This is a genomic window from Mucilaginibacter sp. SG538B (assembly GCF_013376065.1).
In the GTDB taxonomy this organism is placed as follows: Bacteria; Bacteroidota; Bacteroidia; order Sphingobacteriales; family Sphingobacteriaceae; genus Mucilaginibacter; species Mucilaginibacter rubeus.
Window position 1 is genome coordinate 1,357,847 of the sequence record NZ_JABMJI010000001.1, and the last position, 12,744, is coordinate 1,370,590.

Genomic DNA, 12,744 nt, shown 5'->3' on the forward strand with positions numbered 1-12,744 from the left:
ACGGTTTTTTTATCGTGTTTTATGAAATATGTCCTGTTGATTTTAGTCGGATTGGCTTCTTTGCCTTTGATTGCTCAAACTGCGAAAAAGCCGCTTAAACCTGCAGATCTGTATAAACAGCCAACGCTGATGGCGCCTCAGCTTTCTCCGGATGGTAAATGGGTGGTTTATGAATTATCTGAAGTGGATACAGCTAAAGATAGGCGTGTGTCGCACTTGTGGATGCAGAGTTTTGACGGCAAGCAATCCATTCAGCTTACTTATGGCGATGAGCCGGCATCTACTCCTAAATGGACCCCTGATGGTAAGTTTATTTCTTATCTGTCCGAAAAAGATTCGAAAAATGGCGGGCAGGTTTGGATGATGGACAGACGTGGCGGCGAAGGGCATAAACTTACCGATATTAAGGGCGAGATAGAAGAATATGTTTGGTCGCCGGATAGCAAAAGGCTGGCATTGATCATTAAAGATCCCGAAAACAAAGGAAAGGAAGCTCCTAAAACCACGCCTCCTATAAAAATAGACCGTTACCATTTTAAGCAGGATATTGAAGGGTATCTGCAACACCTGCATTCACATTTATACGTATATGATGTGGGTTCAAAAAAACTGGACACTCTTACGAGTGGTAACATGGACGATAGTTCGCCGCAGTGGAGCCCAGACGGAAAAACGATTGCCTACGTAAGTAATCATACAGTCGATCCGGATCGGAATGAAAACACAGACATCTTTACGATAGAAGCTAAGCTCGGTGTTGAGCCTAAACAACTTACCACTTTTACCGGCCATGACATTAACCCCATTTGGAGCCCTGATGGTAAGCATATTGCCTATCTCCGCTCAACAAGTGATGGTGATTATTTTATTTATCAGCATGATGTATTGTACCTGATGGATGCCGACGGGAAAAATAATCGTCCGTTAACAGATCAGTTGGACAGGCCGGTTAGCAATATTGCCTGGAGCAAGGACAGTAAAGACCTCGAGTACGTAGTAAGTAGCGACAGGATCCGCTATATCAACAGGTATAATTTACTTCTCCGCAAATCTGTGTTGGTTTATAAAGGAAACGAATGCAGTTTTTCTGATATCATTGGCCATTCCTTAGGCGTTTGGGTGGGTAAAATGACCACTCCATACATACCCAACGAATTGGTGGCTATTGAAAATGGCAAGACACGCCGCTTGACTGTTCACCAGGAAAAGTGGCTGAACGAAGTTAAGCTGGCCTATGTGAAAGGCTTTCAGTCGTTCAGCAGCGATGGCACACTGGTTTCGGGGATACTTTATACGCCCGATAGCGTAGTTACTAAGAAAATGCCCTTCATTCTTTACATTCACGGCGGCCCTACCGATCAGGACGAGTTTGGGTTTGATGAGATCAGGCAAACGCTGGCTTGTGCCGGGTATGCTGTAGCCGCTGTAAATTACCGCGGCAGTACAGGACGAGGCATTGAATATACCAAAGCTATTTATGCCGATTGGGGCAATAAGGAAGTGAAAGACTTACTGGGTGCTGTAGATGAACTGGTTAAACTTGGGATAGCTGATAAAGACCGCCTTGGTATTGGTGGTTGGAGTTACGGAGGCATCCTTACCGATTATACCATAGCTACTGATCCCCGCTTTAAAGCAGCATCAAGCGGGGCGGGCAGTGCCTTACAGTTAGCCATTTATGGATCAGATCAATGGGTGATGCAATACGATAATGAATTAGGCCCGCCCTGGAAAAATGCTGATAAGTACATTAAGCTATCGTACCCGTTTTTTCATGCCGATAAAATAAAAACGCCAACCCAGTTCATGTCGGGTTTAAAAGATTTTAACGTGCCCACCGGCGGAGGCGAACAAATGTATGAAGCGCTGAGATCGCAGGGTATACCAACACAACTGGTACTTTATCCTGGCCAATATCATGGCATCACCGTGCCCAGTTACCAGGTTGACCGACTGAAGCGCTATATTGAATGGTTTGATAAATATTTGGCCCCCCAATCCCCTAAAGCGGGAGCTTTTTGATAGGCTAACTTAAAATTTAAAAAGGATCGAGCTGCTTAACCCGATCCTTTTTAAATTCTTCAATTCCTCAAATTCGGAGAAATTCGGGGTCAGACATTCTGATTTCAGACAACCAGCTTTCCCTCTACCGAATCATCAATAGTTTTGCCGATAGCAGCACCGGCTAGCCGTTTTACAAATGCAACGGCATTGCCATGTTTATTGTCCCAGTAATAGCCTTCAGTTGGTTCAACTTTAATAACGCTGATGCGCGGATCGTCGATACCTTCGGTAAACCACACTTTGAGTGTCGGTTCCCATAGTTCTTTGATCTTTTCTTTATCTTCGGTAATGGTGGCTATCCCATAAAGATTTAAAAAGTCAGAATATCCGGAACCCTGGAAAAGCAGATGAACAAAGGGGTCTTTAGCCAACTCCTCATTTTTATGGCTATCATTAGCGCTCAGAAACCAGAAATTGCCCTCATCGTCAATTTTCTGTGCCGACATTGGCCTCACTGAAGCGGGTACGCCTGTTTTAAGACTGCTCACAAAGAAGCAGCTTTTTGCGCTTTCGGCAAGTTCTTTGATCTTGGCCAAAGCTTCAGGTCCATTCAAGTCCCTCATATTATCCTCGGGCTGTTGTTGATTGATACTATCCATTGTCTCAAGTTTTTGTTGGTATGTTATAAGAGTAACCAATCAAAAACTCAATTGTGTGGATTTATTTAACTTAGTAGATAATTATTTAGTTAGAAATGGTGGTTGGGGTGGTGGTCTAACTTACGAAGTTTTTAAAACTTCGTAAGTTAATATTAATCATTACCCAAACACCACCATCCTGTCCGGATATTTTGAAGCATAAGTTGCTACAATATTTTTGATATAGTCATTCCCCGGATAAGGTGTGAGATAGCTTTTGAGTTGCTGTATATTATTGGCATCAAAATAATGGGAGATATAGCCCATGCCATAAAACTGGCCTTTTTCCACCAAAATACAGCTGTGTTCATCACCGGTACGGCCCTCATCCCTGATAGCGTACGTTGGTAAAGCTTGCTTAAGCTGATCGATGGCATTGTTAACCTTTTCGTTATAACTGTCGGGAGGTTCAACACCTTCGCAGGCACAGGTACTTCCTGCTGCACTGACGCAGGGCTCATTGTTTTTTTGTATAAAACAAAGCTTAGGGCACAGGTCAAATGCTTCTATCAGTTTGTTGAGCAGGTTATAGCCATCAAGCAGGGAATTGCAGGTGTATATCGGGTCGCTGTATTTGCGGTATTTATCAACTGCCAGGCGAATATACCCGCGTTGATCTTCAAAAGCGTAAAGACAGAAAGCATTTTCAAAGCGTTTTAACGAGCGATTATATTTGGGCCATAAGCGTTTGATCTCAATAGCTTCCAACACAAAGGCGATGAGCTCGGTGCCGCAAACCTGATAGCTGATCTGGTATATATTGCGTAAAAATTCCTGGCGCTGAAAGCCGGGGTTGTTGCCTGTAAAGTGGCTGCTTACCCTTTTTTTAACGTTTTTGGCTTTACCTACATATATCACTTTGCCTTTTTGATCATGAAAGTAATATACGCCCGGTGTATATGGCAACTGGTCAATGTCTTTTTTGGATAGGTTGGGTGGCAGCACCTGATCTTTTGAACCTTGCTTAAGCGATTGTTTAATGTGATTATCGGTATCACTGTTCAGCAGCAGGGTAAACAGTTCGGCTGTAGCTTCGGCATCGCCCATAGCCCTGTGGCGGTTTTGATTATCGATACCCAGATGTTTGCATAGCCTGCCCAGACTGTATGAGGGTAATCCCGGCAATATCTTTCGGCCAAGCCTTACAGTGCAAAGCTTATTGGTTTGCAGATCGTACCCGGCAGCGGCGAGGTGATATCGAACAAAAGAAAAATCAAAATTTACATTGTGCGCTACAAAGATTTTACCGTGAATGAGGTGGTAAATATCAGCTGCCACATCCTCAAAAGGGGGGGCATCCTTTACCATCTCGTTGGTAATACCTGTTAAGGCGCTGATGTAAATAGGGATCTCGCGCTGCGGGTTAACAAGTGTTTCAAACCGCTTTACTACTTTTTTCCCATCATGTATGCATACGGCTATTTCGGTGATACCATTAGCGCTGGCATGCCCCCCTGTAGTTTCTATATCGACAATTGCATACATGATATTTCAAATGTAATATAAATTTGCTAATTATTTTAGTGTTGTTTAAAAAAGTCGGGAAGTCGGAAAGTCTGCAGTCCGCAAGTCGGAAAGTTTTTTGTTTAAAAGGGATTGCCCAGCTTATAAAAACAGAAATAAGGCAAAAGAAAAAGCCCCTGAGAAACTTTCCCAGGGGCTTAAATATCTTTCGGACTTTCCGACTGCGGACTTCCGACTAAAGACTTAAGACTTCTTATTTTTATTAGCCTGTATCTGTTGTTGCTGGCGCATCATCTCCTCCATTTTGGCGCCAAAGCCTGATTTTTTCTTCTTAGTATCTTCAGGTTTCTTTTTGTTTTCCTGGATCTGGGCATGGATTTTTTTATCATCAACCATGAATTTGATCAGGTATTGCTGTAAAAAGGTGAACATGTTGGCCAAAAAGTAATAATAGTTCAAACCGGCAGGGTAGCTGTTCAGCGTGAAAAGGAAAATCAGCGGAGTAATGTAGCCAATGTATTTCATTTGCCCTGTAGCACCGGAGATCTGGTTGTTGAAATAAGTATAGATCAACGTTGAAATAGTCATCAGTAAACACATTAAGCTAATGTGGTTAACACCGCCAAGGAAAGCTATCGGAGCAAATTTAATAACCGAATCATAAGTTGAAAGGTCATGCATCCACAGGAAGCTTTCGCCCCTTAGCTCAAATAGGCTTGGGAAAAAGCGGAAGAACGCGATAACTATAGGCATCTGGATGAGCAATGGTAAACAGCCGCCCAATGGGTTAACACCTGCTTTTTTGTAAAGCTTAAGATACTCCTGTTGTAATAATGTAGGGTTATCCTCACCAACTTTAGCTTTGATCTCATCCATTTCGGGCTTCAGCACACGCATTTTGGCCATTGAAAGGTATGATTTGTAAGTAAGCGGTGATAACACCAGCTTAAGCAATACAGTCAATACCAGGATGATCAAACCATAGTTCCAGTTAAACTTGTTAAGAAAGTTAAATACCGGCAATACCGCGAAACGGTTGATGTATTTTAACGGTCCCCAGCCCAGGTTAACCAGTTTATCAAGGTCATGCCCCTGGTCTTTAAGCGTATTAAAACGGTTAGGTCCAAAGTAAAACTCCAACGGTAAAGAACCATCACTGCCGCGGGTAAGCGACAGGTCGGCTTTCATTTGTTTTACATCGGTGGTATCATTAAAATCAGTAGCAACAGCAATATCTGTTTTGGTAATGCCGCCTTTGGCAATCAGCACATTTGAAAAGAAGTGTTGTTTAAAAGCAACCCAGGCCATTTTTTTATCGCTGATGCTTTTTTGGTCGTCTTTGCCTTCGCTCAGGTAATCAGCATCCCCATCGGTATTGTAATAGTACACCGTTGAATACTGGCGCTCCATTTTGATGTCTTTTTCCTGTTTGTGCAGACTGGTGGCCCAGTTAAGGTTAATGGTGCTGCTGTTGGCAATAACGCCGTCAAGGCCGGTAGGCTTAATGGTTAAGCCAAGTTTAAAACCGTCACCTTTTAAGCTGTATATATAATCAATATATTGGGTAGGGCTATAGCTTAAACGCATAGTAACCGAACCGGAATCTTTTTCGGCTATGTTAAGTTCTTTTGCGCTTGGGGTAAAATAGTAATTGTTGGTGTTGATATTGGCAACACCGGCAGCAAACTTCAATCCAAATTGGTTATTGTCGCCACTGAAAAGCACCAGGGGCTTCTTATCAAAAGTTTTGTAGTTTTTTAACTCAACGGAAGCGACTTTGCCTCCATGGGTGCTTAATTTAATAAGCAACTCTTTATTACCGATAGTAACAAACTCTTCTTTACCAACAGATGCGGCGCCAAAAGGCATTTTTAACAAGGCCGAATCAACTTTGGCTGTTTTGGCGGTATCAAACTTAGCTGTAGTTTTAGCAGCAGCGGCAGCTACAGCGGCACCAGCTTTTTTCAGCGAATCCTGGTGCTGTACCTCGCGCTCTTTTTTAAGGTCGGCTTCCGATGGCTTTAAAAAGTATATCGAGCCGGCAATGATCGCCATGATCAGGAATAATCCTGTAAACGTATTTTTATCCATTATCTAATTATCGTACAATTACTTATTTTTTGCGGGCATAAGCCAGCGAAGCGGCGACAAAGTTAATAAAAAGTGGGTGTGGATTAGCAACTGTTGATTTTAATTCGGGGTGAAATTGCGAACCGACAAAAAACGGGTGGTTTTTAAGCTCTACAATCTCCACCAGGCCATTGTCAGGATTAATGCCAGATGGGGTAAGGCCCGCAGCCTCATATTGCTTAAGGTACTCGTTATTAAACTCATAACGGTGACGGTGCCTTTCCGAAATATGGTTTTTTCCGTAAATAGCCGCCGCTTTAGTGCCTTTTTTAATATCGCAGGGATAAGCGCCTAAACGCATGGTACCGCCTTTGTTGGTGATATTTTTCTGATCTTCCATCATGCCGATAACCGGGTAAGGGGTTTCGGGGTTCATTTCGGTACTGTTGGCATTCTCAAATCCTAATACATTACGGCCAAACTCAACTACCGCACATTGCATACCTAAACAGATACCAAAGAAAGGGATATTATTTTCACGCACATGGCGGATAGCCTGGATCTTACCTTCAAAACCACGCTCGCCAAATCCTGGGGCAACCAGTACGCCGTGCATGCCCTTTAATTTTTCAACAGCGTTTTCGGGCGTAAGCTGTTCCGAAGGGATATATTCAATCCGCACTTTACATTCCTGTTTAGCACCTGCATGGATAAAGGCTTCGGTAATAGATTTATAAGCATCCGGCAGCTCCACATATTTACCAACCAGCGCAATACGTACATCGGCGGTCGGGTTTTTCAGGCGGCCAAGAAACTCTTTCCAGTTTTCGAGGTTTGGTTCGTTTTTGTGCGGAAGTTTTAATTTAGTCAATACGGTTTTGTCAAGCTGTTCTTTCAGCATTAACAGGGGTACATCGTAAATACTTGGTGCGTCAATCGACTCAATAACAGCATTGATATTCACGTTACAAAACAGCGCTATTTTTTTGCGGATATCGTTGGTAAGGTGGTGTTCGGTACGGCAAACCAGGATATCGGGCTGGATACCATACTCTAATAACATTTTTACCGAGTGCTGCGTAGGTTTGGTTTTCAATTCGCCTGCTGCTGCAAGGAATGGTACCAGTGTAAGATGGATAACTAAAGAGTTAGCCGATCCAATTTCCCAGCGGAATTGCCTTACAGCCTCAATATATGGTAATGATTCAATATCGCCTACAGTACCGCCAAGCTCGGTGATCACGATATCGTAATCGCCGCTTTCGCCCAATATGCGGAAGTTCCTTTTTATTTCATCGGTAATGTGAGGTACTACCTGTACAGTTTTTCCTAAAAAAGCACCTTCACGTTCTTTGTTAATCACATTTTGGTAAATGCGGCCGGTAGTAATGTTATTAGCTTTTGAAGTAGGGGTGTTGAGGAAACGCTCGTAATGGCCAAGGTCAAGATCGGTTTCGGCACCATCTTCGGTAACATAGCATTCGCCGTGCTCATAAGGGTTAAGCGTTCCCGGATCAATATTGATATAAGGATCAAACTTTTGGATGGTTACGCGGTAACCGCGCGATTGAAGGAGTTTGGCTAAAGAAGCAGAGATTATACCTTTTCCTAACGATGAGGTAACACCGCCCGTAACAAAAATATATTTAGTCATGATTTTTTTTGAAAATGACCGGGCTTTTATACCGCGGCCAATTGTTTCTGTACGGGATACAAAAGTACGAAAATTTTCACGCTTCGGCGCATCTGTTTTTAAAAAAAGGGAACTGTTAAAATAATGCAAACGGAACTATTTATATTACAGGTTCTTATATTGCAGTTCCTTGAATTATGTAATAGAGCATAGTAATCCTGCAATAGAGAATATTTTCAGTAGGGTAAACTAATTGTGTTATTGTTTTAAACCTTGATTGTAGTTAGCCGTCTATCTGTAACAACTTAAAACCTCTTCAAATGAGATACTATATCACAATTATCCTGCTGTTCTTTTTTGTCGATAAACTGTACGCGCAACATAGCGGAAATGTGGTTTATGGCGATAACTCAAGCATTAGGATCAGACCATCGGGTAAAAAGCTCTTCTTAACCGATTCTACTTTTATTATTGAAGCCAATGTACTTATGAACGTTATAGCCAATGATTACGCTGTAACTTTCGCCGTGTCAGATTCTGCAGCATCTGTCGAAAAATGTAATGAACAGATCAATAAGCGTACTGCCGGGTTTATTGGCAAATTGGCCGGTTTAAATATTAAACCAGATGAGATTTATGTTGATTTGATAGGTCAGAATAAAGTATTGGATTACCATGTGAAAGATAATCGTGCAGAGCAGTACTTAAAAGGATTCGAGATAAAAAAGAACATTACAGTAAAACTTTCTAATATCGGTCTTCTCGATAAATTGATGATTTTTGCTTCGGGTTTTCAGATCTATGATATTGTTAAGATTGATTATATCGCTAAGGATATTGAGCAGATAAACGACCGGCTATTCAAGCTCGCAACCGAGGTAATTAATCATAAAAAGGAATTATATGTGCAGGCAACAAACGCTCAACTGCTATCTGTATCTCAAATTTACGCTGAAGATTATTCAAGTTATTATCCAACGCAACTTTACAAAACTTATATGGCTAATAATGGTGGCTCGGTTTCGTCGCAGTATGACAGGTTTGTCAAAAAAGACCTTAATAATACCGTAACAGCTTATTACGAAAAGATAAATTACAGCGGAATTGATAAAATAGTAAATCCGGTTATTACAGAACCCGCCATTGAGTTTGCACTAACGCTGCAGATCAAGTTTCAGATAAAAAAAGTTAACTGATAAACTATCTCCCTAAATGAAACCGATGTTCTCGTTTGTAATTGCAATCCTGATGTGCGCTGAATTATATGCTCAGCACACGGTCTCGCCCAATAAAAAAAACACCGATCAAAAAATAATTAACAACTATCTTTACCAGCTTAATAAGCAACTGGTTGTTGATGGCTATGAGGGCAATAAAAGCCAATTAACAAAAGCAAGGATCGATAACCTGATTGAAGGAAGCCGTGATCGATATACCGAAGGCGCAGTTACTTATTCGCCCGATGGCAGGTTTAAGATCTTTGTTTTAAAGGGCGAGATGGTAGGCGGCCATATCAACTGTATCTATACAGCGTTTATACATTCGGCACAGGCAATACAAAACATTGTGATAAGCCCTGTTGAACGTATTTTTAAGCTTGGGGCGAATAAATACCTGATTATTCAACGAGAGGTAACCTGCGGAGGAACTATATTTTATGATTATCGCAAAGCTACGGTAATAGCCCTTGTTAAAGGAAAGTTAGTTTATTACCCATTTAATTACAAGTATCCCGCGGGCGGGACCAACGCGGATAAACAGGAACCTGACGGTAGCCTTATACTTGAACAGTTAACTGATGATGATCATATTTATAACCCTGCAGACAGCATACTTTTAAGGTTCGACCCTAAAACCAATAAGCTCCAATACAGATATCGGGTTGATTATAGCATTTGCTGTGATAAGAATTGGGTAGCAACGTTTTCTGGATTTTTTCAGTTTGAAAACGATCGCTTTATACAAAAAAGCGAGAGCAGCAAAGACTCGAAAATTACAGGTGATTAACCTTTAAATATTAAACCCGCTCCCTTTGCCTGGTATACAGATCAATTTTGCGGTGCAATTCATTAGGGTTAAAGGGCTTGCTCACATAATCATTCATGCCAACGGTAAAGGCCATATCCTGGATATCAAGCATGGCAGATGCAGTAAGGGCTATAATGGGCAATTTTTTGTACTTATCATCAGGTAGTTCGCGGATAGCGCGGGTAGCCTGGTAACCATCCATTTCGGGCATTTGCAGATCCATCAAAACCATGTCATAGTCATGGGTTTGCACCAGCATCAGGGCTATCTCGCCGTTTTCGGCAACATCACATTCAACTTCCCATTGTTTCATGAATTGTTTGGCCAGTATCACATTGATCTGGTTATCTTCGGCAATTAGCAGCCTTGTACCCTTAAGACTTTTTAAGCGATAAAACTCATCACTATCGGCTGTGCTGCTTAATTGTTTTTTGCTGTTTTTAAAGGTAAGGGTAAAATTAAATACCGAGCCTTTGCCATATTCACTTTCAACGGTAATATCGCTGCCAAGCAGTTGGAGCAGGCGTTTGGTAATAGTTAAACCCAAGCCTGTGCCGCCGTATTTGCGGGTTGTATCTGAACTGGCCTGGTTAAAGCTCTCAAAAATATGATCAATTTTATCAGGCGTTATACCTATCCCGGTATCGGATATCTCAAAATCAATGGTTGATGAGTCAGTTGTGCTGCTTGCTAACGACGCGGTTACCGTCACTTTTCCTTTATGGGTAAATTTAACAGCATTGCTCATCAGGTTGGTGAGGATCTGGCCCAGGCGCACCGGATCGCCAATGATGGCATTGGGCAAATCCTGGTCCATCATCAGTTTTATCTGGATGTTTTTTTCGTTTGCCTTTTGCAGCAGGGCAAGCCGTATATTTCTGATCAGATCGGTAAGACTAAAGTCAACGCTTTCAAACTCAACTCCGCCAGCCTCTATCTTGCTGAAATCCAATATGTCATTGATGAGTACCAGCAGGTTTTCGGCCGAAAACTTCAGGAAGTTCAGAAACTCCATTTGCTCGGGTTTGGGGTCCTGGTGGATGAGCAGGTGAGTAAAACCAATAACGGCGTTCATTGGCGTGCGGATCTCATGGCTCATAATGCTGAGGAACTGCGCCTTGGCCATGGCCGCTTTTTCAGCAAGCTCTTTTGAGTGGATCAGGGCAACTTCCAGTTCTTTGGCTTTAGCTATGCGCTCGTGCAAAAAGCTGATGATATGGATCAGGTCATCGTTTGAGTCGGAGATGTTTAACTCCACATCGGGATTAAGTGCCCTGATGGCTTCTTTCAATTGTGAGATGGAGCGCTGTTTGATCTCATTTTGTAACCGCAGGTTATCAGTAACCGTTACATATTCACGTTCACTTACATTAAAGGCATGGTCTGCAAGCTTTATCGATTTTTCAAAGTTTTTGAAGCTATTGTTTACTGCATCTAAAAACTGCAAAATAGCGCCATCTTCCAGGCATTGTTCGGGGAGCAATTTTTTTATCTGCTTATCCAATAAGTGATGGTACTCCATAATCAGTGTTCGGTAAAGGTTGTGATGGTCATGGTTTGGTTATGCAGTTCACAATTTGACCCCTTATTAAGGGGCGACAATTCTCCGTATGAATAAAAGCCGGCCATAGTGGTTTTATTGCCGAAGATGTGTTTAGCTGCTATTAATTCTTCGTCTGTACGGTCGTTAAGTACCAGTTTTCGGCCCACGCAGCTAATCAATATAGCCAGATCAGCATGCTCCGGCCCGGTTACGGCATCGGCAGCGGCGGATGATGAAGCACCGATCAGTTTTTCAAAATTGGCTTTCATCAGGCGTACTTTACTTCCTTCGGGTAAATTGCCGGCAAAGGTCATTGATTTTTTGTCTTCGTTAACGCTCAATATGGTTCGCACCAGCTTTTTGTCAGAGCCTTCAATGCTTAATGATAAAGGGAACAGCAGGGCCGAACCGGGCAGTTCTTTAGCATACTCACCTAAATATTCTTTGTAAAGATCGAGCGCGCTTTTACCATCTATCTCAAAAAGTACATTTTTATCCGACCTGGTAATGCTTCGCTGAGGCCCAAACTCTTCCCAGCCCCCGCTTGATCCATGGCTAATATGCAGGCTATCGCCATAGAAGCCTATGGCTATCACATTACCTTGCGCGGGGACAGCGTTAAGACTGGTAAATGTGCTGTTAAACCGGGCTGCATCGCCGGCCAGGCCTCCGGTTACGGGAACCTTGCCCGGATTATCGCGGTTAAAGCCATCAACCAGTTCACTTCCGTTTATAAAAGTGCCGTCGGATATAATGAATACACAATTTAAGCCTTTTTTATCCAATTGCGACATCAGGAAGGCTCCCGTTTCGGCACTGTTGGCCTGTTTGTTTACATGGGTAGCAGTACAGGCTATGGATGATTTTTCTAACTCAACCGCGGTTACAACAATGCTGTCGTCATACACATCACTGCCCATGATTTCGCCAGCTGTGGAGGCAAAAACTACATTAGCATTAGGATAGCTCTTTTTAAGATAATCATAAATTTCAGGACCGGTAATTAATTTCGGTGCACCGAAAGCAAGTACCAACTGACATTTTTCAGCACTAAATTCAGGGTCTGTAAAGTAATTTACCCAACCCTTGTTTACAAAATGATGCTGCCTTATCTTCATGATGATTTTAGGTTAATAATATGGTGATGCTACAGATGAAGTTAATAAATTAAGAAACAAAAATTGCTTGAAATATGAAAGTATTAAACAGCTTATTGTTTACAGAAAATTCATTAATTATAAATATTGGAATTGTGTTTTAATAGTTTAAATTGGACTTTAATACAGTACGCTTAATCTTATACG

General features: G+C 42.1%; 9 protein-coding genes. 3 read left to right on the forward strand and 6 right to left on the reverse strand.

Annotated elements, in window-relative coordinates; all coding sequences use genetic code 11:
• Positions 1-21 precede the first annotated feature (21 nt).
• Positions 22-2,022: an alpha/beta hydrolase family protein gene (locus FHW88_RS05500; RefSeq protein WP_176623750.1), complete on the forward strand. Its 2,001-nt coding sequence runs from the start codon at positions 22-24 to the stop codon at positions 2,020-2,022.
• Positions 2,023-2,126: 104 nt separating this feature from the next.
• On the opposite strand, the gene FHW88_RS05505 is transcribed toward FHW88_RS05500, so the two are convergent.
• The 4 genes from FHW88_RS05505 to FHW88_RS05520 form a co-directional block, all read right to left on the reverse strand.
• Positions 2,127-2,663 (reverse strand): pyridoxamine 5'-phosphate oxidase family protein, encoded by a 537-nt coding sequence (locus tag FHW88_RS05505; protein WP_176623752.1) that lies wholly within the window; start codon positions 2,661-2,663, stop codon positions 2,127-2,129.
• A 159-nt stretch (positions 2,664-2,822) separates the two neighbouring features.
• Positions 2,823-4,187, reverse strand: coding sequence for an exonuclease domain-containing protein (locus tag FHW88_RS05510; RefSeq protein WP_176623754.1), 1,365 nt, complete (start codon positions 4,185-4,187; stop codon positions 2,823-2,825).
• Between the two features lie 222 nt (positions 4,188-4,409).
• The gene (gene yidC / locus FHW88_RS05515) at positions 4,410-6,257 is read right to left on the reverse strand and encodes a membrane protein insertase YidC (RefSeq protein WP_176623756.1); all 1,848 of its coding nucleotides are present in this window, start codon (positions 6,255-6,257) and stop codon (positions 4,410-4,412) included.
• Positions 6,258-6,279: 22 nt separating this feature from the next.
• The gene (locus tag FHW88_RS05520; protein WP_090526164.1) at positions 6,280-7,890 is read right to left on the reverse strand and encodes a CTP synthase; all 1,611 of its coding nucleotides are present in this window, start codon (positions 7,888-7,890) and stop codon (positions 6,280-6,282) included.
• 299 nt (positions 7,891-8,189) lie between these two features.
• Here FHW88_RS05520 and FHW88_RS05525 point away from each other — a divergent pair, with 299 nt between their 5' ends.
• Both FHW88_RS05525 and FHW88_RS05530 read left to right on the forward strand, forming a co-directional pair.
• On the forward strand, positions 8,190-9,065 hold the full coding sequence (locus FHW88_RS05525) for an SIMPL domain-containing protein (RefSeq protein WP_176623758.1): 876 nt from the start codon (positions 8,190-8,192) through the stop codon (positions 9,063-9,065).
• Positions 9,066-9,081: 16 nt separating this feature from the next.
• Complete coding sequence (locus FHW88_RS05530) at positions 9,082-9,876, forward strand: hypothetical protein (protein ID WP_090524466.1); 795 nt, start codon at positions 9,082-9,084, stop codon at positions 9,874-9,876.
• Between the two features lie 10 nt (positions 9,877-9,886).
• On the opposite strand, the gene FHW88_RS05535 is transcribed toward FHW88_RS05530, so the two are convergent.
• Positions 9,887-11,419 carry an ATP-binding protein gene (locus FHW88_RS05535; RefSeq protein WP_176623760.1) on the reverse strand — a complete coding sequence of 511 codons (1,533 nt, stop codon included), beginning with the start codon at positions 11,417-11,419 and terminating at the stop codon, positions 9,887-9,889.
• Between the two features lie 2 nt (positions 11,420-11,421).
• Positions 11,422-12,558 carry an FIST signal transduction protein gene (locus tag FHW88_RS05540; RefSeq protein WP_176623763.1) on the reverse strand — a complete coding sequence of 379 codons (1,137 nt, stop codon included), beginning with the start codon at positions 12,556-12,558 and terminating at the stop codon, positions 11,422-11,424.
• Positions 12,559-12,744 lie beyond the last annotated feature (186 nt).